Source organism: Allobosea vaviloviae (assembly GCF_001298265.1).
GTDB classification, from domain to species: Bacteria; Pseudomonadota; Alphaproteobacteria; order Rhizobiales; family Beijerinckiaceae; genus Allobosea; species Allobosea vaviloviae_B.
In genome coordinates this window covers 59300-86191 of the sequence record NZ_LGSZ01000059.1, presented here as the reverse complement: position 1 = coordinate 86191, position 26892 = coordinate 59300, and the positions used below count along the sequence as shown (strand labels likewise).

Below are 26892 nucleotides of genomic sequence, written 5' to 3'. Positions count from 1 at the left end.
CGGGGCGGTTCACATAGATGAGTATGCTGGTTGTGTATAAGGTAGCGGCAGCCACCGATTCCCACACTTGTGGCTTCGTCGGCAGCGTCAGAGGTGTATAAGAGCAAGGTAGGGGGTGGGCGGGGAGGGCGGGGATAAGTTTGCGGCCGGACCCGCGACGCCTCTTTCCTTCTCCCCTCGGGGGAGAAGGTGGCAGCGCGCAGCGCTGACGGATGAGGGCGGCGCCGCTGCACCGACGCCCGGCGCGACACCGCTCACCCGGTCTTCCCTCATCCGTCTCGGCTTCGCCGATCCACCTTCTCCCCCGGGGGGAGAAGGGAGGCGCGCCTTGCCGCAGCCGCGACGCGGAATTCCGTGTTGCCTCCGGACGGAGCGCGGACAGCGCGGGGAACCCTCTCCTGTAAGGAGAGGGCAGGGTGAGGTGTCGGCCGTTTGACACCGTAGCCGTGACCTCACCGCGCCGTTGGGGCTGCGCCCGACTGGTCCAGGGGCCAGCACCTCACCCCTGCCCCTCTCCTTACAGGAGAGGGGTTCCCCGCGCTTGACCGGGGAAGGGAGGCATCACTCCCTGAAAGTAATCATCCCGGTCGGAGCCGTCGAAGCGGCCGCCCGGCATGCAGCATGTCTTGAAATCTGCGCCCGGAGCCGCAGACGCAGAGATCGTTGCGGCCGAGCTTTTCTGGTACCTGGCTCAGTCTCCAACCAAGGCGTGTTGCAGGTTAGCACGAAAGAATGCCTTGACGGAGAGGCAGTTTGGTCCCCGGTATCCGAGAAACAAATGATTGGCTGCAGCGCCGATCAATGGCGTAACACATTCCTCGGGGGAGATGATGGGGCGGAGGGGCGGAATACTTATGGCCATAGCGCGCGACGTTGCGCGCGCGCAAAAGCAAGCGGACGCGATGAGGTTACGCGCTGCTCGGGAGCAAGATCGGGATTTTCGCGCAAATCTGCGCGAGATGGCACGAGAAGAGCGTGAGAACCTCAGGAGTTTGAAAGAACAGGCGCGTGATGAGAAGCTTCAGTACCTTGAACACCGACAGGAAGAGGCGGAATCACTCTCTGCGGAGGCTCAGCAGAGATTAGATGAGCTCAACGGCGTGCTCGGCTTCACCCTGCTTGTTAACGATCGCATCGATTTTGATGCGCTACGCATCTCGGACACTGTCGAACCATTTAAGGCGAGCGGCTCTGTGCGTGTCGCCGAGATTCGGCCCTTGGAAAAGGATTATCTCGCCAATGCGAACGTTCCTACCGGATGGCGCAAGCTTCTCCCCGGTACAGAGAAAAAGCGCATACAGGCGTTGGCGGACGCTAAGCAACGTTTCGATCAGGCTGATGCGAGTTGGCAAAAGCGTGAAGAGGATCGCATCGAGCGCCTCGAAGCTGATAAGAGAGCTCATGGGAACAAAGTAGCGGCCTTAGAAGCCAAGAAATCTACCCGTAACTCTGAGGTCGATTCCTTTAAGGCAGAATATGACACTGGTGATCCGACTGCCATTGTGGCCTATTGCACCATGGTTCTCGAGCGGTCTCAGTACCCCGAATACTTCCCACAAAAATTTCGGTGGCGTTTACGCAAGCGTCGAAGCTAATCGTCGTCGAGTATGAGCTGCCAAGTATAGAAATAATTCCCACTGTTCTCGAATTTAGATACAACCGCTCCCAGGACAACATCGTAGAAAAACCGCGGAAGCCGACAGAGATCAAATCGGACTATCAAGATGTTATCGCATCGGTGGCGCTACGCACGCTGCACGAAATTTTTGAAGCTGAGCACCGCGGCCACGTTGATGTGATTTGCATCAACGGTTACATTCATACAGTTGATCCCGCGACAGGCAGAGACATCCAGCCTCACCTAATCTCTGTCAGGACTACTAGAGAGAAATTTGTCGAAATCGACTTGGCACGGGTCGACAAAAAAGCCTGTCTCAGAAACCTCGGCGCCCAAGTTTCGCGCAGCCCTGAAGAAGCTCAGCCAGTGAAGCCTATCATGGAATTCAGAATGGCCGACGCTCGGTTCGTTGATCAAACGGACCTAATTTCCGGTCTCGCCGATGCGCCGAACCTGATGGAGCTCAATCCTTACGAGTTCGAGAATTTGGTCGCCAACCTGTTTGGTCAAATGGGGCTTGAGAGCAAACTTACGCGGTCGTCGAGGGATGGCGGCGTTGACTGTGTCGCTTTCGATAAGCGACCCGTGTTGGGAGGAAAGGTCGTTATCCAAGCTAAGCGCTATCGGCATACGGTCGGCGTATCAGCTGTGCGCGACCTTTTTGGCACAATGATGAATGAAGGCGCCAACAAGGGGATACTCGTTACCACGAGTGGCTATGGCCCTGACGCCTTTAATTTCGCAAAAGATAAACCTATTGAACTCATCGATGGTGGGGGCTTGCTATACTTACTTCAGGAAATCGGCATGCAAGCGCGAATTGTATTCCCTGAGGTGGAATGAGAGCCGCTTGCCTATCCAAGTCCATAGGGCAATCTGCCTCACATTTAGGAGCACGGTCAAATATGGCAATTCCAAGCGACGTCGAAAAAATTATTCGACATAAAGCAGCAGTAGATTGGCCGGGGGACTACTCCATGCAGGCCCACACTGTACAATCTCAGCGAGATGCTTACGAGCGACTTGCTCATTACGAAGCCACTTTAGACCTATCCAATGAAATAATCAGTACTTCATTCACAAAAGCGAGGGCCGATTGGGTAGATGATTATGAGATGCAAGTTCACACATTTGAGAATCAGACGGATGCAGCAATCAAGTTTTTTGATAACGTGGACGCAGCTTTACCGTCTGAAACGTTAGAAGAAATTCGTGCACGGGCTTTCAGCGAATGGCTTGGTGACTATGAGATGATGCTGCATACACTTGAGGAACAAATCGCCGCTTGGAAATCGCTCAATCTCTAGATCCAGTTTTTGCAAATGAGCGCGTCTCGGAAAGCGGAGAGGATACATTGACTGGTGTGAGTTCAGCCGTCTGTGGAATGGGACTTTTGTCTTCCACGGCGTGACCCCGCCTAAAAAACCTACTCCGCCGCCTCCCGCTGCGCCCCCTTGATAGGCCGCCGCGCCAGCACCTCCTTGAGGAAGCGCGCGGTGTGGCCCTTGCCGGCCTTGACGATCTCCTCCGGCGTCCCTTCAGCCACCACGACACCGCCGCCGTCGCCACCCTCCGGCCCCATGTCGATCACCCAGTCGGCCGTCTTCACCACTTCGAGGTTGTGCTCGATCACCACGACGGAATTGCCCTGCTCGACCAGCTCGTGCAGCACCTCCATCAGCTTGGCGACGTCGTGGAAATGCAGGCCGGTGGTCGGCTCGTCCAGGATGTAGAGGGTGCGGCCGGTGGCGCGCTTGGAGAGCTCCTTGGAGAGTTTGACGCGCTGGGCCTCGCCGCCGGACAGGGTCGTCGCCTGCTGGCCGACCTTGACGTAGTTCAGCCCGACGCGGGCGAGCGTCTCCATCTTGTCGCGGATCGAGGGCACCGCCTTGAACAAATCCTTGGCCTCCTCGACCGACATGTCGAGCACGTCGGCGATGGAGTGGTCGCGGTATTTCACCTCCAGCGTCTCGCGGTCGTAGCGGCGGCCCTTGCAGACGTCGCAGGTGACGTAGACATCCGGCAGGAAGTGCATCTCGATCTTGATGACGCCGTCGCCCTGGCAGGCCTCGCAGCGGCCGCCCTTGACGTTGAACGAGAAGCGGCCGGCCTGGTAGCCGCGCGCCTTGGCCTCGGGCAGGCCGGAAAACCATTCGCGGATCGGCGTGAAGGCGCCGGTATAGGTCGCGGGGTTGGAGCGCGGCGTGCGGCCGATCGGCGACTGGTCGATGTCGATGACCTTGTCGAGATGCTCGATGCCCTCGATGCGGTCATGCGGGGCAGGGTGGTCGATCGCGCCGTTGAGCTTGCGCGCGACGGCCTTGTAGAGCGTGTCGATGACCAGCGTCGACTTGCCGCCGCCGGAGACGCCGGTGATGCAGGTGAACAGCCCGAGCGGGATATCGACCGTGACGTCCTTGAGGTTGTTGCCGCGCGCGCCGACGATTTTGAGGCTGCGACCCTTCTGCGCCTTGCGGCGGCGGACGGGGACGGCGACCGACATCTCGCCGGTGAGGTATTTGCCGGTGAGCGAGTTCGGGTTGTCGAGGATCTGCTGCGGCGTGCCCTGGGCGACGATCTCGCCGCCATGGATGCCGGCGCCGGGGCCGACATCGACGACATAGTCGGCGGTGAGGATCGCGTCCTCGTCATGCTCGACGACGATGACGGTGTTGCCGAGGTCCCTGAGCCGGCGAAGCGTCCCGAGCAGGCGCTCGTTGTCGCGCTGGTGCAGGCCGATCGAGGGCTCGTCGAGCACATAGAGCACGCCGGTCAGCCCGGAGCCGATCTGGCTGGCCAAGCGGATGCGCTGGCTCTCGCCGCCCGAGAGCGTGCCCGACGCGCGGGCCAGCGTCAGGTATTCCAGGCCGACATCGAGCAGGAAGGTCAGCCGGTCGCGGATTTCCTTGAGGATGCGCGGGGCGATCTCGTTCTGCTTCTTGCTGAGCCGCGAGGGCAGGCGGGAGACCCAGGCCAGCGCATCCTTGACCGAAAGCCGGGAGATCTCGCCGATATGGTGCATGTCGAGCTTGACCGCGAGCGCCTCGGGCTTGAGGCGGAAGCCCTGGCAGGCCTTGCACGGCGTCTCCGACATGAAGCGGCCGATCTCCTCGCGGGCCCAGTCCGATTCCGTCTCCTTCCAGCGCCGCTCCATATTGGTGATGACGCCCTCGAAGGGCTTCCGGACCTCATAGGCGCGCAGTCCGTCGTTGTAGGCCATGCGGACTGGCTCGGCGCCGGTGCCGAACAGGATCGAGATCTTGGCGCTGTCGGGCAATTCGGCCCATGGCTTGGTCATCGAGAAGCCGAGATGGCGGGAGAGCGATTCCAGCGTCTGGCCGTAATAGGGCGAGGTCGACTTGGCCCAGGGGGCGATGGCGCCCTTCTTCAGTGAGAGCGAGGAGTCCGGCACGATCATGTCCGGGTCGATGCGCATCTCGTGGCCGAGCCCGTCGCAGGCCGGGCAGGCGCCGAAGGGGTTGTTGAAGGAGAACAGGCGCGGCTCGATCTCGGGGATCGTGAAGCCGGAAACCGGGCAGGCGAATTTCGAGGAGAAGGTGACGCGCCTGGCCTCGCCGTTCTCCTCCTTCTCGTCGGCATATTCGAAGACGGCGATGCCGTCGGTCAGCTCCAGCGCCTGCTCCAGCGAGTCGGAGAGGCGGGCGCCGAGATCGGGCCGGATCACGATGCGGTCGACGACGACGTCGATGTCGTGCTTGAACTTCTTGTCGAGGGCCGGCGCGTCCGAAATCTCGACGAACTCGCCATTGACCTTGACGCGCTGGAAGCCGCGCTTCAGCCACTCCGCCATCTCCTTGCGGAACTCGCCCTTACGGCCGCGCACCACCGGCGCGAGCAGATAGCCGCGGGTCTTCTCCGGCAGCTCGGTCAGCCTATCCACCATTTGCTGCACGGTCTGGCTCTCGATCGGCAGGCCGGTGGCGGGCGAATAGGGGATGCCGGCGCGCGCCCAGAGCAGGCGCATATAGTCGTGGATCTCGGTGACGGTGCCGACGGTGGAGCGCGGGTTCTTCGAGGTCGTCTTCTGCTCGATCGAGATCGCCGGCGAGAGCCCGTCGATCTGGTCGACATCGGGCTTGCTCATCATCTCCAGGAACTGGCGGGCATAGGCCGACAGCGACTCGACATAGCGGCGCTGGCCCTCGGCGTAGATCGTGTCGAAGGCGAGCGACGACTTGCCCGAGCCCGACAGCCCGGTGAAGACCACGAGCTTGTCGCGGGGAATGGCGAGATCGACGTTCTTGAGATTGTGCTCGCGGGCGCCGCGCACCGAGATGACGCGCGAATCCGTCTTGCGCGCCTCGTCGAACAGCGCCTCCAGCGACGCCGCCTGGTCGGCGAGCGAGGTCTTGTTGCCGACGGAGGCCTTGCTGCCGGAAGACTTGCTGCCGGTGGTGGGTTTACGAGCCATGGGGGCGTCCGGTGGGGAATGAAGCGTAGAGATAGGGCAAAAGCCGCGTCCTGCCAGTGCCGGGTGCGGGTGCCCGATATGCCTATCACGCGACGGCGTCGGTTGCCGCCATCCTCCTGACAGATGATGACAGCAGCGCGGTCGCAAAGTTCGAGGCCTGATCGACACGCAGGAGAGCGGGATGGACGCGCAGCTGTTTCGTGCGATGGCCCACAACAATGCCTGGGCCAATCACCGCCTGCTGGCTGCCTGCGCAGGGCTTTCGCAGGCGGACTTCGAGGCGCCGCGTACAGGCTTCTTCCCGAGCCTGCGGGCCACGCTGAACCATATCCTCGTGATCGACCGCTTCTATGTCGATGCGATGGAGGGCGGCCGGCTGGGTCCGGACGCCTGGGCCGACCGGGAGCCCTGCGCCGATGTCGCGTCGCTGAAGGCGGCCCAGTCTGAGATCGACCGACGGCTGATCGCCGTGGTCGAGCGGGCCGGCGAGGACGGTTTCTCGCAGATCGTCGCGGTGGACCGGCGCAGCCGCATCCAGCACGAGCGGCTGGACCGTCTGCTGCTGCATCTCTTCCAGCACCAGATCCATCATCGCGGGCAGGCCCACGCGATGCTGAGCGGGACGGCTGTCGCCCCGCCGCAGCTCGACGAGTTCTTCAGCGTCGAGGACGCGCCGTTGCGGGCGCGGGAGTTTCAGGAACTCGGCTGGACCGAGGAGACGGTCTGGGTGGAGAACCGCTGAGGCGCCCGCGTCAGGCTGCGAGACGCCCCGGTGTCGCCGGATTGCCGCGCAGCATGTTGCGCAGGCGGTAGGCCAGGACGACGGGCGTCGGGAAGCGCTTGCGGCAGAAGGCGATCTTGCGCAGGTAGGTATCGATGCGCCAGGTCGCCCAGGTGCCGCCGGCGAAATAGCCGATATCCCCGGTTCGCAGGGTGCGCTGCGTCCCGTCCTCGGCGGTGACATGGACTTCGCCCTCGAGGATGACGACGGTCTCGTCCCAATCGAAGAACCAGCGGAATTCCCCGGCCGTGCAGTCCCAGACCGCGGTGCTGGCGGTGTCGTCGCTGCTGCGGGAATGCATCGCGACGCGCGCCTTGGGCGTGCCGGCAATGATCCAGGTCGGCTCGATCGGCGCGTCCTCCATGCCGAGATCGTCGGGCGCATGCGCCACGAGCGGGCTCTGCTTGACCGGCTTCATGTCCGGCATCTGCCGGAGCATCATGGCAGCCGCCGTCGCGATCATCATCTTCAAGGCCATCGACGTCCCCCTCCTGTCGGCCAAGCCATAGGGGAGGTTCGCAAAGATAGGCCTTCGGCGACGGCTTGCATTCGAGCGAAGGCGTCGAGGACTTGTTCACGATGGTGGCTGTTTCAGCCCTGCATCGTCCCGGTTTCGATGAAGCGCTGGTGCCAGGACAGGGATTCGCAGGGCAGGCAGGGCGATTGCTGGCCGTAGGAGCCGGCGAGCGCGCGCCGGAAATAATCTTCGAGCATCGGCCGGTAGGCGGGATGGGCGCAGTTGGCGATGATGAGCTTCGCCCGCTGCTTGGGGCTGAGGCCCCGCAGATCGGCCAGGCCCTGCTCGGTCACGATCACCTGCACGTCCTGGGTGATGTGGTCGACATGGCTGGCCTGCGGCACGATGGCCGAGATCGTGCCCTTCTTGGCGGTCGAGGGCGTCATGAAGATCGAGACATAGGCGTTGCGGGCGAAATCGCCGGAGCCGCCGATGCCGTTCTGGATGTAGGAGCCCATGACGTGGGTCGAGTTCACATTGCCGTAGATGTCGGCCTCGATCAGCCCGTTCATGGCGATGCAGCCCAGCCGGCGGACCAATTCGGGATGGTTGCTGATCTCCTGCGGCCGCAGGATCATCTTGTCACGGTAGCGCGCCATGTTCGCGTTGAGCTTGTCGGCCGCCTGGGGACTGACCGAAAAGGCGGTCGCCGACGCGAAGGTCAGCTTGCCGGCGTCGATCAGGTCGATCATGCCGTCCTGGATCACCTCGGTATAGGAGGTCAGGTTCTCGAAGGGCGCGTCGAGCAGGCCAGACAGGACGGCGTTGGTGATGTTGCCGACGCCCGATTGCAGCGGCAGCAGCGAGGCAGGCAGGCGGCCGCGTGCCACTTCATGGCGCAGGAATTCGATCAGATGGCCAGCGATGGCGGCGGCCGTCGCGTCGGGCGCGGCATAGGGCAAGTTGCGGTCGGGCGCCTCGGTCTCGACGATGGCGATGATCTTGGCGGGGTCGCAGCGCAGATAGGGCTCGCCGATGCGGTCCTGCGGGCGCAGCAGCGGGATCGGGACGCGGTTCGGCGGCAGGGCGGTGCCGTAATAGACATCGTGCATGCCCTCCAGCAGCGGGTTCTGCCAGCGGTTGACCTCGAGGATGACCTTGTCGGCGCGGTCGAGCCAGGTCTTGTTGTTGCCGATCGAGGAGGAGGGGATCAGCGCGCCATCGGCCCTGATGCCGCTGACCTCGATCACCGCGATGTCGAGCGGCCCGAGAAAGCCCTGCCAGGCCATCGGCGCGACCTGCGACAGATGCATGTCGAAATACTCCATCTGCCCGCTGTTGATCTTCTCGCGGGCGATGGGGTCCGAGTTGTAGGGCAGGCGGAACTCGATGCCGTCGGCCTTGGCGAGCGCGCCGTCGAGCTCGGGGCCGGTCGAGGCGCCGGTCCAGACCCTGACCTTGAACGGATCGCCTGCGGCGTGGGCCGCCTCGATGCGCGCGGCCAGCGCCATCGGCACCGCCTTGGGGTAGCCCGATCCGGTGAAGCCGCTCAGGCCCAGCGTCGCCCCGGACGGGATGAGCGCGGCCGCGGCCTCCGCCGTCGTCAGCTTGGCGCGCAGCGCAGCGCTCGCAATTCGCGTCATGGGCATCATCGACCTCGGGGCGGGGCTCTGCATCTCTGCGTCCCGCAGGCGTCAACAGCAAGCCGGACCCGCCCGCCTTGACCTGGCGCAATCAGCGCGCGCGTGGCGAGCCTCGATCGCCTTCGTCAGGCGACCGCCGCGCTCAGGGCCGCCACGGCCGCCGCGACGCCACCCGAACCGTGCGGCACGCTCTTCGCCTGCAGCGCGATCTCGACCGCGCCGAGGGTACCCAGCAGCGTCGCCGCGCTGAAATGACCCATATGGGCGATGCGGAAGGCCTTGCCGGTGTAGTCGCCGATGCCAAGCCCGAGCGAGACGCCGCAGACGTCGCGGGTGAAGTCGGTGATGGTGGCGGCGTTGAAGCCCTCGACCAGGATCGTCGTGACCGAAGGCGAGCGCTGCGCCGGCTCCGGCACGCTGAAGCCCAACACCTGCCCGGTCGCCCAGGTTTCGACGGCGGCATGGGTGGCGCGGGCGAGGATGGCATGGCGCTGCCAGACCGCCTCCAGCCCTTCCTCGAAGATCATGTCGAAGGCGGCGCGCAAGCCGAAGAGCAGATGCTCCGGCGCGGTGCCGCAATGCTTCATATAGGCGATCGTGTTCATGCGCCCGGTCCAGTCCCAGTAGCCGGTGCGCATGTCGGCGAGGGCATGGGCGGCGAGCGCCCTCGGGCTGGCCGCGACGACGGCAAGGCCCGGCGAGGACATCAGCCCCTTCTGCGAGGCCGACATGGCGACGTCGATGCGCCATTCGTCCATCTCGAATCGCATGCAGCCGACCGAGGCGACGCCATCGACCATGAACAGGGCAGGGTGGTTGGCGGCATCGATCGCCGCGCGGATCGCCGGAATGTCGTTGACGACGCCCGAGGCCGTGTCGACCTGCACAACCATCACAGCCTTGATCGTGTGGCCGGTGTCGGCGCGCAGCCGCGCCTCGACGGCGGCCGGGTCGACGGCCGCACGCCAGCTGCCGGCGAGGACCTCGGTGTCGGCGCCCATGAAGCGCGCCATCTCGCCCCAGCCGATGGCGAAGCGGCCGCTCGCGAGCACCAGGACCTTGTCGCCGCGCGACAGCACATTGCTCAGCGCCGCCTCCCAGCCGCCATGGCCGTTGGCGGCGTAGACGAAGGTCTCTCCTTGCGTGCGGAAGATGCGCTTGAGATCGATCAGGATCGACTCGGTCAAACCGACGATCGACTGCGAGGACAACTCCTCGGCCGGGCGCATCATCGCCTGCATCACGCGGTCGGGAATATTGGTCGGCCCTGGCATGGCCAGGATCGGCCGGCCGCTTGCGATGCTCATCGGGCTGAAATCCTCTATCGGCCGCGCGATCGTCGCGTGCGGGCTTGCGAGAGGCCTTAGCGACAGATCGGGCCGGCAGGCAAGAGTTGCGGGGCGTGGCGGCCATGACAATCGTTTCGGAGATGCATGACATCCTTGCATGATTTCGGCTGGCGCCGCGCTTCGTCCGGGTCCAATCACTTGGCCGGCTCGCCACATCGGTCAGCCGGACAGGACGCAGGACGAAGGCCGGACATGACGACCAGCACAGCTGCCAGCCCAGCCCGTAGCGCCGCCATGCCCGTGCTGATCGCGCTGAGCGCGACGCATCTTCTCAACGACTTGATGCAGTCGCTGATCCCGGCGATCTATCCGATCATCAAGACCGCCTATGGGCTCGATTTCGGCCAGATCGGGCTGATCACGCTGACCTTCCAGATCACCGCCTCGCTGTTCCAGCCGCTGGTCGGCGCCTATACCGACAAGACCCCGATGCCCTACTCGATGGTGGCGGGCATGGGCTTCACGCTGGCCGGGCTGGTCGGGCTCGCCTATGCCGGCAGCTATCCGCTGCTGCTGCTCTCGGCGGGCTGCGTCGGGCTGGGCTCCTCGATCTTCCATCCGGAGGCGACGCGCATGGCGCGCAACGCATCGGGCGGGCGGCACGGGCTGGCGCAGGGCATCTTCCAGGTCGGCGGCCAGACGGGCGGGGCGCTCGGGCCGCTGCTGGCGGCCTTCATCATCGTGCCGCGCGGCCAGACCAGCCTGGCCTGGTTCTCGGCCGCCGCGCTGCTCGCGATGCTGCTTTTGACCTGGACGGCGGGGCGCTATGCGCAACTGCGGCGCCAGCAGGCGGCGTCACCATCGGCTCCCAAGGGCGTGGCGGCTGCCGGCCCGGTCCGCTCGGCTGGCGCGGTCGCCCTGGCGGTGACGATCCTCGTCATCCTGCTGTTCTCGAAGAACGCCTATTCGCAAAGCTTCAGCTCGTTTTACACCTTCTACCTGATGGGCAAGTTCGGGGTGTCGGTGCAGAGCTCGCAGATCATGCTCTTCCTGTTCCTCGCCTCTTCGGCGGCCGGCGCCTTGTTCGGCGGCATGCTGGGAGACCGGATCGGGCGCAACAAGATCATCTGGTTCTCGATCCTCGGCGCGCTGCCCTTCACGCTCGCCTTGCCCTTCGCCGACCTGTTCTGGACGGGCGTGCTGACCATCGTCATCAACGTGATCATGTCGAGCGCCTTTGCGGCCATCCTGATCTACGCGATGGAGCTGATGCCCGGGCGGATCGGCCTCGTCGGCGGGCTGTTCTACGGCCTGTCCTTCGGGCTCGGCGGTGTCGCGGCCGCGATCCTGGGCGAACTCGCCGACCGGATCGGGATCGACGCGGTCTACGCGATCTGCTCCTTCCTGCCGGCGATCGGGCTGCTCGCCTGGTTCCTGCCGAAGATCCGCGAGGAGCGGCACGGGTAGCGGCGCGAGCGTCTGGGTCCGACCGGCCATGCTTCCGCTGGCACGCGCGACCGGTTATGGGCGTGCCGGACCCGAACCCGCAGGGTAAAAGACGACGATGCACGCTCCCGATCTCCGCACGCTCACCATCGTCCCGCCACAGGGGCCTCTGCGTGGGCGCGTCATGCCGCCGGGCTCGAAGTCGATCACCAACCGCGCCTTGCTGGTCGCAGGCCTCGCCACGGGCACCAGCCGGCTCTCCGGCGCGCTGAAGAGCGACGATACCCGCTATATGGCCCAGGCCCTGCGCGCGATGGGGGTCAACGTCGACGAGCCGGATGACACGACCTTCGTCGTCACGGGCGACGGGCGCCTGCGCGCGCCGGCAGCACCGCTGTTCCTCGGCAATGCCGGGACCGCTACGCGCTTCCTCACCGCCGCGGCGGCGCTGGTCGAGGGCGCGGTCGTCATCGATGGCGACGAGCATATGCGCAAGCGCCCGATCGCGCCGCTGGTCGCGGCACTGGCTTCGCTCGGCGTGGTGGTCGAGGCGCCGAGCGGCTGTCCTCCGGTCACCGTCGCCGGGCGAGGCGCCTTCCCGGCGGGGCGGGTCGAGATCGATGGCGGGCTGTCGAGCCAATATGTCTCGGCGCTGCTGATGGCGGCGGCCTGCGGCGAGGGGCCGGTGGAGATCGCGCTGACCGGCAGCGAGATCGGTGCGCGCGGCTATATCGACCTGACGCTGGCGTCGATGCGGGCTTTCGGCGCCGATGTCGAGCAGACCGATGCGGCGACATGGCGGGTTCGCCCGACGGGCTACCGCGCGAGCGACCTCCTGATCGAGCCCGACGCTTCCGCCGCGACCTATCTCTGGGCCGCCGAGGTGCTGACGGGTGGCGCCATCGACCTCGGCGTCGCGGCCGATGCCTTCACCCAGCCGGATGCGCGCGCTTATGCCCATATCGCCGCCTTCCCGCATCTGCCGGCCGTGATCGACGGAGCCCAGATGCAGGACGCCGTGCCGACGCTCGCCGTGCTGGCCGCCTTCAATGCGACGCCGGTGCGCTTCACGGGGATCGCCAATCTGCGCGTCAAGGAATGCGACCGCGTCGCGGCCCTGGCCCAGGGCCTGTGCCGCATCCGGCCCGGTCTCGGCACGGAGGAGGGCGACGATCTCCTCGTCGCCTCCGATCCGACGCTGGCCGGGCAACGGCTGCCGGCCGAGATCGACAGCTTCGCCGATCACCGCATCGCCATGAGCTTCGCGCTGGCGGGCCTGCGGATCGCGGGCATCACCATTCTCGATCCGGCTTGCGTCGGAAAGACCTATCCCGGCTATTGGCGTGCGCTGGCTTCGCTTGGCGTCCGCTACGAGGGAGAGGCGCCCTGACAGGCGCTAAGCTGCGTGCCGCGCGGCGCCCTGCACAATAACGGGGACAACTCGCGAATCGAGCCTTGAACAAAACGGGAACATGATTGATAGTGGCGCAGTCAGCCGTTAGGGTCCGGCTCCGGTTGCAAGCCGGTTTCGATGTGCGCAGGAAATGGAGCCTCTCATGGCTGGCAGCGTCAACAAGGTCATTCTGGTCGGCAATCTCGGCCGCGATCCCGAGGTCCGGCGTCTCGGCTCGGGCGAGCCGGTCGTCAATCTGCGCATCGCGACGTCGGAGACCTGGCGCGACAAGCAGTCGGGCGAGAAGAAGGAGCGCACCGAGTGGCACTCGGTCGTGATCTTCAACGAGAACCTCGCCAAGGTCGCCGAGCAGTATCTGAAGAAGGGCTCGAAGATCTATGTCGAGGGCCAGCTCCAGACCCGCAAATGGCAGGACCAGTCCGGCGTCGAGAAGTACACCACCGAGATCGTGCTGCAGCGCTTCCGAGGCGAATTGACCATTCTCGACAGCCGCGGCCAGGGCGGCTCCGACGAGTATGGCGAGGGCGGCGGCGCGATGGAGGATCGCTCCTCGGGCTCGTCCTTCGGCCGGTCGGGCCCCAGCAGCGGCGGTGGCGGCTCGCGCCAGCCGGCGATGGCGGGTGGCGGCACCAGCAGCGGCGGCGGGCGCTCGTCCTCGAGCCATCTCGACGACGACATCCCGTTCTAGCATCTGCCATCTGGCTGACCGGCCACAGCTGCGGCGCGACGCGCCTGCCGCAGTGGGCATGGTTGACGCGAGGGGTGCGCTTGGGGTCTTAAGTCCTCCGAGCTTTCAGGCCTTCTATCTTTCGGCCGGGGCATGACCCCGGCCGTTTTGCGTTCGAGCGAAGCGATGATGGACAAGACATTCGAGCCGGCCGCCGTCGAGGCGCGCATCAGCAAGGCCTGGGAGGACGCCAACGCGTTTGCCGCTGGCCGCGGCGCGGCGCCGGGCGCCGAGCCCTATTGCATCGTGATCCCGCCGCCCAACGTCACGGGCTCGCTGCATATGGGTCATGCGCTGAACAACACGCTGCAGGACGCGCTCTGCCGCTTCGAGCGCATGCGCGGCAAGGACGTGCTCTGGCAGCCGGGCACCGACCATGCCGGCATCGCTACCCAGATGGTCGTCGAGCGCAGGCTCGCCGCCGAGAACAAGACCGATCGCCGGACGATGGGCCGCGAGGCCTTCCTGGCCGAGGTCTGGAAGTGGAAAGAGGAATCGGGCGGGACGATCGTCAACCAGTTGAAGCGGCTCGGCGCCTCCTGCGACTGGTCGCGTGAGCGCTTCACCATGGATGAAGGGCTGAGCCAGGCCGTGCTCAAGGTCTTCGTCGGCCTGCACAAGCAGGGCCTGATCTACCGCGCCAAGCGCCTGGTGAACTGGGACCCGAAGTTCCAGACCGCGATTTCCGACCTCGAGGTCATCCAGGTCGAGAAGACCGGCTCGTTCAAATGGCAGCGCGGCGGCGAGGATGAGTTCGACGCGGCCAAGCTCGACAAGATCCTGAGCAAGGACCCGAATGGGCATCTCTACTATTTCAACTATCAGCTCGAAGGCGCGTCCTACGATGCCGACGACGCCTCGACCTTCATCACCGTCGCGACGACGCGGCCGGAGACGATGCTGGGCGACACCGGCGTCGCCGTCCATCCCGAGAACGAGACGCTCGGCCATCTGATCGGCCGCAATGTCGTGCTGCCGCTGGTCGGCCGCGTCATCCCGATCTTCGGCGATGATTATGCCGACCCCGAGAAGGGCACCGGTGCGGTCAAGATCACGCCTGCGCATGATTTCAACGATTTCGAGGTCGGCAAGCGCCACAAGCTCGCCGTCATCAACATCCTCGACGGCGAGGCGAATATTCTGCTCTCCGACAACGAGGATTTCCTGGCGGGCAGTGCGCCTGAGCCGGACGCGCTCGCCCTGCATGGCCTCGACCGCTTCGCTGCCCGCAAGGCCGTGGTGGCGCTGATGGCCGCGCGCGGTTTCCTCGCCAAGGTCGAGCCCAACACCAACACCGTGCCACATGGCGACCGCTCGGACGTGGTGATCGAGCCCTGGCTGACCGACCAGTGGTATGTCGACGTCAAGCCGCTCGCCAACCGCGCGCTCAAGGCGGTGCAGGACGGCCGCACTAAGTTCACGCCCGAGAGCTGGACCAAGGTCTATTACGACTGGCTCGAGAACATCGAGCCCTGGTGCGTCTCGCGCCAGCTCTGGTGGGGGCACCAGATCCCGGCCTGGCACGGGCCGGACGGGGAATGCTTCGTCGCCGAATCGGAAGCCGCCGCGCAGGCGCTGGCGCTCGGCCATTACGGCGGAGCCGTCCAGCTCACCCGTGACGAGGACGTGCTCGACACCTGGTTCTCCTCGGCACTGTGGCCGTTCTCGACGCTCGGCTGGCCCGACGAGACCAGCGAGCTGAAACGCTATTACCCGACCGCGACGCTGGTCACCGCCTTCGACATCATCTTCTTCTGGGTCGCCCGGATGATGATGATGGGCCTCAACTTCATGGACGAGGTGCCGTTCAAGGACGTCTACATCCACGCCATCGTTCGCGACGAGAAGGGCGCGAAGATGTCGAAGTCGAAGGGCAACGTCATCGATCCGCTGACGCTGATCGACCAGTACGGCGCCGATGCGCTGCGGTTCACGCTGGCCGCGATGGCGGCACAGGGGCGCGACATCAAGCTCTCGACCGCGCGCGTCGAGGGCTACCGCAACTTCGCGACCAAGATCTGGAACGCGGCCCGTTTCGCCGAACTGAACGGCTGCGCCCGCGTCGCCGGCTTCGACCCGGCGCAGGTGAAGCTGCCGCTCAACCGCTGGATCCTGAGCGAGGCCGCCACCGCTGCCGAAGGCATCGCGGCGGGCATCCCGAGCTTCAAGTTCAACGAGGCGGCGGGCGCCGCCTATCGCTTCGTCTGGAACCAGTTCTGCGACTGGTATCTGGAGCTGGCGAAGCCCGTCCTGCAGGGCGAGGGTGTCGATCCCGCCGAGAAGGCCGAGACGCAGGCCACGGTGGCGCATGTCATCGACCTGATCTGCCAGCTCCTGCACCCCTTCATGCCCTTCCTCACCGAGGAACTCTGGGCGCAGAAGGCCGGCGAGGGCGCTCCGCGCAAGCTGACGGAGGGCGATGATGCGCTGGTCTGCCTGACGCGCTGGCCCGATCTCGCGGCATTGAAGGATGCGGCGGCGGAGGCCGAGATCGGTTTCGTCGTCGATCTGATCTCCGACATCCGCTCGGTCCGCTCCGAGGTCAACGTCCCGGCGGGGACGCAGGCGCCTCTGGTGCTCGTCAATGCTTCGGCCGCGACGCGGGCCACGATCGAGAGCTGGCGGCCGATGATTGAGCGCCTGGCGCGCATCTCGCAGATCGCTTTCGAGGCGGCGTCGCCGCCGCAATCGGCGCAGATCATCGTGCGCGGCGAGGTCGCGGCGCTGCCGCTCGCCGGCATCATCGATCTCGAGGTCGAGCGCACCCGCCTGACCAAGGAGATGGCCAAGCTCGACCAGGACATCGCGGTCGTCGACAAGAAGCTCGGCAATCCCGATTTCATGGCCCGCGCCCCCGACGAGATCGTCGAGGAGAACCGCGAGCGCAAGGCGGCGGCTGAAGCGCGCAAGATCAAGATCGCCGAGGCTCTGGCGCGGCTGTCGTGAGCGCCTTTTCGGAGTCGTGGCCTGCATCCGGTCACGACTCCGTCGTCAAATTGACCTTAGCGTAAGACACCTCTGGCAATCTTCCACCGAGGCGGTTAAATGCGCGCGGCGCAGAGCTGCCATGCGCCTTGCTGCCGCTAACCCAGGACCGGTTGTTCCCACGCCATGCTCAAGCGAGCCTATGACTGGTGCGTCTCCTATGCGTCGCATCCCGGCGCCCCGTGGCTGCTGTTTGCACTGACCTTCGTCGAAAGCTCGTTCAGCCCGCTGCCGCCACTGCCGCTGCTCCTGCCGATGTGCATCGCCAGGCCTGACCGGGCCTGGTTCTATGCCGGCGTCTGTTCGCTCGGCGCCGTGCTCGGCGGTTATCTGGGCTACGCCATCGGCGCGCTGCTCTACGACTCCGTCGGTTCCTGGCTGATCTCGCTCTATGGCCTGCAGGACAAGGCCGCGAGCCTGATCGCCACCTCGCAGGACTACTGGTTCTGGGTTCTCGTCACCAAGGGCCTGACGCCGATCCCGTTCAAGATCGTGACGATCATGTCGGGCTTTCTGCATTTCGACATCTGGAAGTTCACGATCGGCATGGTCGTCTCCCGCGTTACCTTCTTCATGATGATCGCGGTGGCGCTGCGCTTCTATGGCGACGACATCCGCATCTTCATCGAGAAGCACCTGCCGATGACGGCGCTGGCGCTGGCCGTGGTGGTGGTTGGCGGCTTCTTCGTCCTGCCGTTGGTGCTTTAGCGCCGGCATATCCAACGCCGCCTTGTAACCGTCCTGCATCCCGGCGCTGCTCTCGAGGCAGCGCCCCCTTGCTGGCTGAGATTTGCTGCGACGCTGTCTGTTGCATGTCCGCAACAGCTTGAAAGCTTCGCATCCGGCGAGCTCCGTCCGTGGAACAATTGCCGCGATGCCGCCACAAAGCGCGCCCAGCTAGGAGGCGCGATAAGTCACTGAGATATAGACAAATTAAAGTCTGCCACGCAGTCGCTGGAGCCGGTTCCGCGTCTGCAGGGCAGGAGGGTGTAGCGTTGCGCCCGGCTGAGGCTGCGTGGCACATCTGCCGCGCGCGTCACAGCGCAGGGCGGAACGAGGAAAAAAAGACGATGGATGCGCGTGTTTTCGACAAGTCCAGGCTTCCCAGCCGGCATGTGAGCGTTGGCCCGGCCCGCGCCCCGCACCGCTCCTATTATTACGCGATGGGCATGACCGCCCGCCAGATTTCGCAGCCCTTCGTCGGCGTCGCCTCCTGCTGGAACGAGGCCGCCCCCTGCAACATCTCGCTGATGCGCCAGGCTCAGGCGGTCAAGAAGGGCGTTGCCTCGGCGCAGGGGACGCCGCGCGAGTTCTGCACGATCACCGTGACTGACGGCATCGCCATGGGCCACCAGGGCATGAAGTCGTCGCTGGCCTCGCGCGAATGCATCGCCGACTCGGTCGAGTTGACCATGCGCGGCCATTGCTATGACGCGCTCGTCGGCCTGGCCGGCTGCGACAAGTCGCTGCCGGGCATGATGATGGCGATGGTGCGCCTGAACGTGCCCTCCATCTTCATCTATGGCGGCTCGATCCTGCCGGGCACCTTCAAGGGCAAGCCCGTCACCGTGCAGGACGTGTTCGAGGCCGTCGGCAAGCATTCGGTCGGCGCGATGTCCGACGAGGACCTCAAGGAACTGGAAGAGGCGGCCTGCCCGTCCTCGGGCTCCTGCGGCGCGCAGTTCACCGCCAACACCATGGCCACCGTCGCCGAGGCGATCGGCCTGGCGCTGCCCTATAGCTGCGGCGCGCCCGCGCCCTACGACGTGCGCGACACCTTCTGCTACACCGCCGGCGAGATGGTGATGGAGCTGATCGCCCGGAACATCCGCCCGCGCGACATCGTCACCCGCAAGGCGCTGGAAAACGCCGCGATGGTCGTCGCGGCCTCGGGCGGCTCGACCAATGGCGCGCTGCACCTGCCGGCGATCGCGCATGAATGCGGCATCGATTTCGATCTCTTCGCCGTCGCCGAGATCTTCAAGAAGACCCCCTACATCGCCGATCTGAAGCCCGGCGGAAAATACGTCGCCAAGGACATGTTCGAGGTTGGCGGCATCCCGCTGCTGATGAAGACCCTGCTCGACCACGGTTTCCTGCATGGCGACTGCATGACGGTCACCGGCCGCACCATTGCCGAGAACCTTGCCTCGGTGAAATGGAACGACGAGCAGGATGTCATCCGCCCCGCCAACAAGCCGCTGTCGGACAATGGCGGCGTGGTCGGCCTCGAGGGCAATCTGGCGCCTGAGGGCGCGATCGTGAAGATCGCCGGCATGCCGGCCGAAAGCCTGGTTTTCACCGGCCCGGCGCGCTGCTTCGATTGCGAGGAGGATGCCTTCGCCTGCGTCAGCAAGCGCAAATACAAGGTCGGCGACGTGCTCGTCATCCGCTACGAGGGTCCCAAGGGGGGCCCGGGCATGCGCGAGATGCTCTCGACGACGGCCGCTCTCTACGGGCAGGGCATGGGCGACAAGGTCGCGCTCATCACGGACGGCCGCTTCTCGGGCGCGACGCGCGGCTTCTGCGTCGGCCATGTCGGGCCTGAGGCTGCTGTTGGCGGGCCGATCGGGCTGATCCGCGACGGCGACATCATCGAGCTCGATGCGATCACAGGAAAGCTCGCAGTCCGCCTTTCTGATGCCGAACTTGAGGAGCGTCGTAAGAGCTGGGTGCCGCGGAAGACCGACTACAACTCCGGCGCGCTCTGGAAATATGCGCAGACGGTCGGCTCCGCCAAGGGTGGGGCCGTGACCCATCCTGGAGGCGCGGCCGAGACTCATTGCTATGCGGATATCTGACCTCACGATCGCAGCGTTTGTCCTCGTCCTGGGCGGCCAGCAGGCCGCCTGGGCGCAGGATTCCGCCAGCGGTCGTGGTCCGATCCCGCCGCGCCCGATTCCGGGCATCGCCTTGCCCGAGCCGGACGCTCCGCAGTCCGGCGCTGCGGGCGCCGCGACCATCGCGCCGGCCCCCAACGCCCCCACAGCCCACACCGCGCTTCCGCTCGCGCCGTTCAGCAGCGCGCGGGACGCGATCAAGGCCTGGATGCGAGATTCCACAGCCGGCGACAAGGCCGGAGCCGTCCGTGCTCTCGAATATGCCGCGGCCCAGGGACATCTCACGGCCCAGTTCAAGCTCGGCCGGATGTATGCCGGCGGCGAGGGCGTGCCGACCAATGATCTCAAGGCCTTCGAGTATTTCTCGAAGATCGCCGACGAGAATGCCGACGCCACGCCCGGCACTGCGGATGGCCGCATCGTCGGCGGCGCGTTTGTGGCGCTCGGCGGCTATTTCATGGATGGCATCAAGGGCAGCTATGTGAAGCCCAATATCGACCGTGCCTTCGACATGTTCCACTACGCCGCCTCCTATTTCGGCGACCCGGAAGGCCAGTACAATCTCGGCCGGCTCTACATGAACGGCCAGGGCACCCGCCGCGACGCCAGGCAGGCGGCGCGCTGGATGAAGCTGTCTGCGGAGAAGGGCTACGCCCCGGCGCGCGCGGTGTTCGGCGAGCTGCTGCTGCGCGGCGGCGAGGGCCTGCCCCGCCAGCCCGTGCTCGGGTTGATGTGGCTGTCACTGGCCCGCGAGAGCGCGGATCCCGCTCGCGACGCCTGGATCATCGAGCGACACGAGGTCGCCTTCGCGTCCGCCTCCGCAAGCGATCGCACGGCCGCGCTGGCCCTGATCGAACGCCAGCAGGTTGCCGGCTCGCGCGCGCCGCAGCGCTGAGCCGTATCGGCCGCCGCATCCGCGGTCTCGCCCCGGGCGTATCCCGAACAGAACCGCAAGGGGTCCGTTCGATGCGCATGATCATATCATTCCGAAAAGTCGTTCCGCTGGGTCTGGGGACCGCCCTGGCGCTTCTGACCAGCGCCGCCGCCATGGCGCAGCAGAACTACGAATCTTGGCCGGTGCTCGCCGACCCTTTTCCGAGCACGGGCGGCGGCGGCATCATGATCCACGACTACGATCCCGTGGTGTCCGGCGGGCAGTGCAGGACGCAGTTCCGCGCCATCGAGCCCAACGGGACGACCTATCGCAACAGCATCGTCTTCGATGCGCTCGCTACGCAGGGCGGCGTGCTCTGCCACAACGGCCGCTGGACCTCGGCCGATGGCAGCGCGACCGGCACGACGCCGTTTCGCGTCTTCATCAAGGATGGCGTCAGGCGCGGCAGCGGCGAATAGCGTGGGGCGACTCAGGCGGCCTTGAGGTCGACCATCACCGGCACATGGTCGGACGGCTTCTCCCAGCCGCGCACATGCTTGATGATCTGCACGCCCGAAAGCCTGTCGGCAGCCTGGGCTGAGAGCAGCAGATGGTCGATGCGGATGCCGTTGTTGCGCTGCCAGGCGCCGGCCTGATAGTCCCAGAAGGTGTAGAGACCGGTGTCGTCGGTGGTGGCGCGCAGAGCCTCCGTCAGGCCGAGATGGGTCAGTTCACGAAACGCGGCGCGCGTCTGCGGCAGGAACAGGGCGTCGGAGACCCAGGCAGCCGGGTCGCGCGCATCGCGCGCGTCGGGAATGACGTTGTAGTCGCCCGCCAGAACCAGCGGCTCCTCCAGCGCGAGCAGCATCCGCGCATGGGCGGTCAGTCGCCGCATCCAGCTGAGCTTGTAGGGGTATTTCTCGGTGTTGGGCGGGTTGCCATTGGGCAGGTAGATCGAGGCCAGGCGCACGACGCCGGAGCCCAGCGGCAGCACGCCCTCGAGATAGCGCGCCTGCTCGTCGCTCTCGTCGCCCGGCAGGCCGCGCCGGACGTCCTCCAGCTTCGTGCGCGAGATGATGGCGACGCCGTTGAAGGTCTTCTGCCCATGCGTTTCGACCTGCCAGCCGGCCTCCTCGATCTCGGCTCGCGGGAAGTCGGCATCGACGCATTTGATCTCCTGCAGGCAGAGCGCATCCGGCTCGGCCTCCTTCAGAAAATCGAGCAAATGGCCGAGCCGCTGGCGGACCGAATTGACGTTCCAGGTGGCGATACGCAAGGGAGGGCTCCGAGTCGGATGGTCGCCGCGAGGATAGGCGCGATCAACCGCAAAGAAAAACCTCCCCGCAGCAATGCGGGGAGGCAGCGATGCGAGAAGGTCTCGCCGTCCTTGCGGTCAGCCCATGTCAGGGGCGACCTGCTCAGGGGCAGGCGCGAACCACGCCGCCGGAGGCGATGTAGGTGCCGGTCTCGGGGTCGTAGCTGCGGAAGCGGCGCGAGCAATACGCCACCGCATCGACATCCGACGCGCCATAGCCGTAAGCGCGAACGGGAGCGCCATAAACCGGGGCGGGCTCGACATAGATCGGTGCCGGCTCGACATAACGAGGCCCTGCCAGCGCACCGGCCGCAAGCGCGCCGCCGATCACGCCCGCCGCGATGCCGGCGCCCACCGCCGCCCCGCGTCCGCCGCGATAGTAGCCGCCGCGGTAGCCATAGCGCGGGCCGTAGCCGTAGCGCCGATACTGAACGGTCTCGACGAGGTCGTTGCCGCCCGTGGCCAGTGCCAGGGCCGATCCCGAGGTCGCGCTCAAGGGCGCGGCGCTGGCGGGGGCCGCCATCAGCGCGCCGCCGATCAGCGCCATAGCGACGGTCGCGGTCTTGACCAGGGAGAATGTCTTGATCATGGGAAAATCCTTTCCTCTCCAGCGAGAGGAAGCTTGCGCGTCCTCTGATGATCTCCAAGCGTAGCCGTTACGCCGTGATGATGAAAGCCTGACGCATGATAGCGTCAAAATTTCGTCGTCAAATGGCTTGATCCGCGTTCGCAGAAGCTTTTCACGGCAGCGCTTGCGCCATGGCCTCTTTCGCCCCATCTAGCAGCAGCTTATTTTGCACTGCATCATTCGTTCGAAGGACTTGAGATCGACCATGTCGCACCCCGGCGAGACGCCTGACACCCCCGCTCTTGCCGGGCCCGCCGCCGGGCGCCTGGGCCCGTTGCCGAGGATCATCTTTGCGTCGCGCTGGCTGCAATTGCCGCTCTATCTCGGGCTGATCGTGGCGCAGTGCGTCTATGTCTTCCTGTTCCTCAAGGAGCTGTGGCACCTCATCACGCACGCCTTCAATTTCTCGGAGCAGCAGATCATGCTGGTCGTGCTGGGCCTGATCGACGTGGTGATGATCTCGAACCTGCTGATCATGGTCATCATCGGCGGCTACGAGACCTTCGTCTCCCGCCTCGGTCTGCAGAACCATCCCGACCAGCCGGAATGGCTGAGCCACGTCAATGCCAGCGTGCTCAAGATCAAGCTCGCCATGGCGATCATCGGCATCTCGTCTATTCATCTGCTGCGGACCTTCATCGAGGCCGGCAATATCGGCAGCGCAGGCCGCACGACGGAGTACACCGAGACCGGCATCATCCTGCAGACGGTGATCCATACGGTGTTCATCCTGTCGGCGATCGGCATCGCCTGGGTCGACAGGATGACCGTCCCCAATGGCAAGGGACACTGACGGGAGATCGCGTCATTCTCGGGCGGAGCGCAGCGCAGACCCGAGAATCGCTTTCCAGGAGATGCTCGGGTCAAGCCCGAGCATGACGTGCTTTCTGCCTACTGCCCGCGGCCGGCTCTCGCGGCGAATCGGATCGCCTCTTCGGCGGCCTTGAACAGCGCCTTGGCCTTGTTGACGCATTCGGCCTGCTCGGAGGCCGGGTTCGAGTCGTAGACGATGCCGGCGCCGGCCTGGACATGCATGCGCCCGTCCTTGACCACGGCCGTACGCAACACGATGCAGGTGTCCATCTCGCCGTTCGCGCCAAAATAGCCGATGCAGCCGCCATAGGCGCCGCGCGCATCGTGCTCCAGTTCGTCGATGATCTCCATCGCCCGGACCTTCGGCGCCCCCGAGACCGTACCGGCGGGGAAGCCGGCCGACAATGCGGCCAGCGCGTCGTGGCGCGGATCGATCTCGCCTTCGACATTCGAGACGATGTGCATGACCTGGCTGTAGCGCTCGATGAAGAAGGAATCGGTGACCTTCACCGTGCCGATCTTCGCGACGCGGCCGACATCGTTGCGGCCGAGGTCGAGCAGCATCAGATGCTCGGCGCGCTCCTTGGGGTCGGCCATCAGTTCCTGCGCCAGCGCCTCGTCTTCGGCGGGGGTGGCACCGCGACGGCGCGTGCCGGCGATCGGGCGGATGGTGACGGTGTCGTCACGCAGCCGGACCAGGATCTCGGGGCTTGAACAGACGATCTGGAAATCGGCGAAGTCGAGATAGCACAGGAACGGCGCCGGATTGACACGCCGCAGCGCCCGGTAGAGCGCGAAGGGCGGAAGCTGGAACGGCGCCTCGAAGCGCTGCGACAGCACGACCTGGAAGATGTCGCCGGCGCGAACATAGTCCTGCGCCGCGGCGACCATGGCATGGAATTCCGACTCGGTGGTGTTCGAGACGATGTCGGGATCCGGCAGGCTTGCGATGTCGATTGCGGCCTCCGGGGGCAGGGGGCCTTCGAGCGCCCGCACCACGGCGTCAAGCCGCTCGAGCGCCCGCTCATGGGCCGCGCGTGCGGGCACGCCCGGCTGATGGCGCACCGGCGTCACGACATGGATCTCGTCGCGCACGGCATCGAACACCACCATCAGCGTAGGCCGCATCAGGATGGCGTCTGGCACGCCGGTACCGGTCTCCTTGGGCTCCGGCAGCCGCTCCATCAGCCGGACCATGTCGTAGCCGAGATAGCCGAACACGCCGGCGGCCATCGGCGGCAGCTCGTCGCCGCCAGCCAGTGCCTCGCCCTCGGGAATCGCGCTCTCCGCGAGCAAGGCGCGCAGGCTCTCGAAGGCCGGGCGCGGATCGACCAGGAAGGAATCGCCCAAGGCGGGGCGGCAGATTGAGGCCTCGCCATGATGGCAGCGCCAGATCAAATCCGGCTCCAGCCCGATCATCGAATAGCGCCCGCGCACGGCCCCGCCCTCGACCGATTCGAGCAGGAAGGCCGGGCCCGTCGTCGCGTGGCGCAGCTTCAGGAAGGCGGCGACCGGCGTCTCGCAATCGCCGACCAGCACCTGCCGCAGCAATTGCGGCGTGCCGGCCTCATAGGCGGCCGCGAAGCCCTCGTGATCCTGCGACGCGCTCATCGTCAGTTCTGCGCGCCGCCGGTTGCGTTGCGGAAGGCGGTCTCGTTGATCGCGACGCCGAGCTCCTTCTGCCGCTCGGCGACATACTGGGCGAGGATGTCTTCGCTGACGCTGGCGCCGAGCTGGCGGGCGAAGTTGTCGGCCTCCTGCGTCGTGCGGGCATAGCTCGGCACGGTGGCGCCATCGACATGGAACAGGATGCGACCGCCGCCTGCGACGGAGGCCGAATTGCTCTTGCCGGCCGCGGTGCCGAAGATCAGGCTGATGACATTCGACGGCAGGTCGGTGCGCTGCTCCTGGCGACCGATCTCGCTCGCCTGCTCGGTGGTCAGCCCCGCGGACGCCGCGACGGCATCGAAGGCCTCGCCCTTGTCGAGCCGCTCGACCAGTTCGCGCGCCTTGGCCGAGAGCCGGGTTGCGACCTCCTCAGTGCGCCACTGCGCCTCGACCAGCGCCTTGACCTCGTCGAAGCTCTGCTCGCGGGCCGGGGCGATCGCCTTGACGTCGTACCAGACATAGCCGGTATCGCGGGGCAGGCGGATCGCCTCGCTGTCGACGCCGATATCGGAGCGGAAGATCGCCTGGACGGTGGCGTCGCCGCCCGGCAGCGGCTGCTCGACCGTCCCGTCAGGGCGGCGCAGGGCGTTGTCGACCGGACCGATGCTGCGCAACGGCAGGTTCAACTCCTTGGCGATCTCGGCCAGCGGCTTGGCGGCGGCGCGCTGATCCTCGACCTTGTCGTGGATCTCGGTAATCCGGCTCGCGGCACGGCTGGTAGCGAGTTCAGTCCGGACCTCGGCCGCGACCTCGTCGAAAGGCCGGACGGCTTCCGGCTGGATCACGGTGACGCGCAGCAGCACGGGCCCGAAGGCGCTGGTGACCGGCGCTGAGACGGCGCCCTGAGCCAGCGAGAAAGCGGCCTCGCGGACCACCGGGTCGAAGACCTGGGTGCGGGTGAAGGTGCCCAGGGTCAGATCGGCGTCGGCGACATTGCGCGCGGTGGCGACGGCCTCGAAGGTCTCGCCGGCGTCGATGCGCGCCTTGGCGGCCAGCGCCTCCTCGGCATTGGGGAAGGTGATCTGCTGGATCGTGCGGGTCTCCGCCGTGGTGAAGCGCTGTGCCTTGGTCTGCTCGTAGCGCGCCTTGACATCGTCCTCACTGACCGCCCCGGCATCCGCCAGCGCCTCGGCCGAGATCGCGAGAATCTCGGCGGTGCGCTGCTCGGGCGCGCGGAAGGCGCCCTTGCGCTCGTCGAAGAAGGTCTTGAGCTGGGCTTCGGTTGGCGCGGGGATCTCGCCCGCGACGCCTGGCGCCAGCCGGGCGAAGGTCACGCTGCGGCGCTCGTTGCGCAGGCGGTGGCCGAGTTCCTGCAGCGCGCCGGGCGCCAGGACGGCGCCGACGACCATCTCGGCGATCTGCTGGCGCAGGATCGTGGCGCGCTGCTCGCGGACATAGGCCTGCTCCGTGAAGTTGTTCGAGCGCAGCAATTCGTTGAAGCGCGCCGCCGAGAAGGTGCCGGAGGCGTCGCGGAAGACCGGATCGTCGAAGATCAGGTTGCGGATGGTCTCGTCGGAGACCGCGAGCCGCATGCCCCGCGCCGTCTGGTCGAGAACCGATTCCGTGATCAGGCGGGAAAGGGCCTGCCGGTCGAGCCCGACAGCGCGGGCCATCTCGGGCGTGATCTGGCGGCGCTGCTGGCGGGTCAGTGCCTGGACGTCGTTCTGGAACGCGGTGCGCATCTGCTCGAGGCCGATCTCGGCCTTGCCGACGCGCGCCACGGAGTTACGACCGTAGCCCTGGAAAATATCGCCGATGCCCCAGATCGCGAAGGAGAAGATCAGGAAGCCGAACATGACGAAGATGATGAGCTTTCCGATCAAGCTCTGGCCCGCCTTGCGGATGCCCTGCATCATCATTGGGATGTATCTTTCCTTGAGCCTGACCTTCGGGCCTGACGCGGCGCCGACGTCACCGTCGCCGGTTTTGTCCGGCGCTGCTTATAGGAACCGGAGCGCCAAG

General features: G+C 65.8%; 22 protein-coding genes. 13 read left to right on the top strand and 9 right to left on the bottom strand.

Features of this window, described 5'->3' with window-relative positions:
* Positions 1–578 precede the first annotated feature (578 nt).
* Positions 579–695 (bottom strand): SEC-C metal-binding domain-containing protein, encoded by a 117-nt coding sequence (locus AE618_RS27540; RefSeq protein WP_082365490.1) that lies wholly within the window; start codon positions 693–695, stop codon positions 579–581.
* A 159-nt stretch (positions 696–854) separates the two neighbouring features.
* Here AE618_RS27540 and AE618_RS28610 point away from each other — a divergent pair, with 159 nt between their 5' ends.
* From AE618_RS28610 to AE618_RS28155, 3 genes are all read left to right on the top strand, one after another.
* Positions 855–1595 carry a hypothetical protein gene (locus AE618_RS28610; protein WP_197280862.1) on the top strand — a complete coding sequence of 247 codons (741 nt, stop codon included), beginning with the start codon at positions 855–857 and terminating at the stop codon, positions 1593–1595.
* A complete protein-coding gene (locus tag AE618_RS28605; RefSeq protein ID WP_197280861.1) occupies positions 1568–2461 on the top strand; it encodes a restriction endonuclease in 894 nt (297 codons plus the stop codon). Before AE618_RS28610 ends, AE618_RS28605 begins: the two co-directional genes overlap by 28 nt.
* Positions 2462–2523: 62 nt before the next feature.
* Complete coding sequence (locus AE618_RS28155; RefSeq protein WP_156330430.1) at positions 2524–2925, top strand: hypothetical protein; 402 nt, start codon at positions 2524–2526, stop codon at positions 2923–2925.
* Between the two features lie 119 nt (positions 2926–3044).
* Here AE618_RS28155 and uvrA read toward each other — a convergent pair whose 3' ends face one another.
* Positions 3045–6050 (bottom strand): excinuclease ABC subunit UvrA, encoded by a 3006-nt coding sequence (gene uvrA, locus AE618_RS22320; RefSeq protein WP_054211275.1) that lies wholly within the window; start codon positions 6048–6050, stop codon positions 3045–3047.
* 181 nt (positions 6051–6231) lie between these two features.
* Between uvrA and AE618_RS22315 the strand changes: the two genes are divergently transcribed.
* Positions 6232–6792, top strand: a complete 561-nt coding sequence (locus tag AE618_RS22315; RefSeq protein ID WP_054211274.1) for a DinB family protein — start codon at positions 6232–6234, stop codon at positions 6790–6792.
* A gap of 10 nt (positions 6793–6802) precedes the next feature.
* Here the strand turns inward: AE618_RS22315 and AE618_RS22310 are convergent, their stop codons facing one another.
* From AE618_RS22310 to AE618_RS22300, 3 genes are all read right to left on the bottom strand, one after another.
* Entirely contained in the window at positions 6803–7309 is a 507-nt protein-coding gene (locus tag AE618_RS22310) for a cupin domain-containing protein (RefSeq protein WP_054211273.1), read from the bottom strand.
* 113 nt (positions 7310–7422) lie between these two features.
* Complete coding sequence (locus tag AE618_RS22305) at positions 7423–8940, bottom strand: acetyl-CoA hydrolase/transferase family protein (protein WP_432704521.1); 1518 nt, start codon at positions 8938–8940, stop codon at positions 7423–7425.
* A gap of 116 nt (positions 8941–9056) precedes the next feature.
* Entirely contained in the window at positions 9057–10238 is a 1182-nt protein-coding gene (locus AE618_RS22300) for a pyridoxal-phosphate-dependent aminotransferase family protein (RefSeq protein ID WP_054211272.1), read from the bottom strand.
* 234 nt (positions 10239–10472) lie between these two features.
* On the opposite strand from AE618_RS22300, the gene AE618_RS22295 reads away from it, so the two are divergent.
* The 8 genes from AE618_RS22295 to AE618_RS22260 all read left to right on the top strand — a co-directional run bounded on the left by AE618_RS22295 (position 10473) and on the right by AE618_RS22260 (position 20985).
* Positions 10473–11687 carry an MFS transporter gene (locus AE618_RS22295; protein ID WP_054211271.1) on the top strand — a complete coding sequence of 405 codons (1215 nt, stop codon included), beginning with the start codon at positions 10473–10475 and terminating at the stop codon, positions 11685–11687.
* Between the two features lie 97 nt (positions 11688–11784).
* Entirely contained in the window at positions 11785–13056 is a 1272-nt protein-coding gene (locus AE618_RS22290) for a 3-phosphoshikimate 1-carboxyvinyltransferase (protein ID WP_054211270.1), read from the top strand.
* A 166-nt stretch (positions 13057–13222) separates the two neighbouring features.
* Positions 13223–13768: a single-stranded DNA-binding protein gene (gene ssb, locus AE618_RS22285; protein WP_054211269.1), complete on the top strand. Its 546-nt coding sequence runs from the start codon at positions 13223–13225 to the stop codon at positions 13766–13768.
* A 165-nt stretch (positions 13769–13933) separates the two neighbouring features.
* Entirely contained in the window at positions 13934–16753 is a 2820-nt protein-coding gene (locus AE618_RS22280) for a valine--tRNA ligase (protein ID WP_054211268.1), read from the top strand.
* A gap of 165 nt (positions 16754–16918) precedes the next feature.
* A complete protein-coding gene (locus AE618_RS22275; RefSeq protein ID WP_054211267.1) occupies positions 16919–17500 on the top strand; it encodes a YqaA family protein in 582 nt (193 codons plus the stop codon).
* A gap of 362 nt (positions 17501–17862) precedes the next feature.
* Positions 17863–19593 carry a dihydroxy-acid dehydratase gene (gene ilvD / locus AE618_RS22270; RefSeq protein WP_054211266.1) on the top strand — a complete coding sequence of 577 codons (1731 nt, stop codon included), beginning with the start codon at positions 17863–17865 and terminating at the stop codon, positions 19591–19593.
* Entirely contained in the window at positions 19580–20527 is a 948-nt protein-coding gene (locus AE618_RS22265; protein WP_082365486.1) for a tetratricopeptide repeat protein, read from the top strand. The genes ilvD and AE618_RS22265 overlap by 14 nt, the downstream gene beginning before the upstream one ends.
* Before the next feature lie 71 nt (positions 20528–20598).
* Positions 20599–20985 carry a hypothetical protein gene (locus AE618_RS22260; RefSeq protein WP_054211265.1) on the top strand — a complete coding sequence of 129 codons (387 nt, stop codon included), beginning with the start codon at positions 20599–20601 and terminating at the stop codon, positions 20983–20985.
* A gap of 11 nt (positions 20986–20996) precedes the next feature.
* Here the strand turns inward: AE618_RS22260 and xth are convergent, their stop codons facing one another.
* The gene (gene xth / locus AE618_RS22255; protein WP_054211264.1) at positions 20997–21782 is read right to left on the bottom strand and encodes an exodeoxyribonuclease III; all 786 of its coding nucleotides are present in this window, start codon (positions 21780–21782) and stop codon (positions 20997–20999) included.
* 142 nt (positions 21783–21924) lie between these two features.
* A complete protein-coding gene (locus AE618_RS22250) occupies positions 21925–22410 on the bottom strand; it encodes a BA14K family protein (RefSeq protein WP_054211263.1) in 486 nt (161 codons plus the stop codon).
* 244 nt (positions 22411–22654) lie between these two features.
* Between AE618_RS22250 and AE618_RS22245 the strand changes: the two genes are divergently transcribed.
* Positions 22655–23242, top strand: coding sequence for a TIGR00645 family protein (locus AE618_RS22245; RefSeq protein WP_054211262.1), 588 nt, complete (start codon positions 22655–22657; stop codon positions 23240–23242).
* A 98-nt stretch (positions 23243–23340) separates the two neighbouring features.
* Here the strand turns inward: AE618_RS22245 and trpE are convergent, their stop codons facing one another.
* Positions 23341–24873: an anthranilate synthase component I gene (gene trpE / locus AE618_RS22240; RefSeq protein ID WP_054211261.1), complete on the bottom strand. Its 1533-nt coding sequence runs from the start codon at positions 24871–24873 to the stop codon at positions 23341–23343.
* A gap of 2 nt (positions 24874–24875) precedes the next feature.
* Positions 24876–26789: a SurA N-terminal domain-containing protein gene (locus AE618_RS22235; RefSeq protein ID WP_054211260.1), complete on the bottom strand. Its 1914-nt coding sequence runs from the start codon at positions 26787–26789 to the stop codon at positions 24876–24878.
* Positions 26790–26892: the final 103 nt, after the last annotated feature.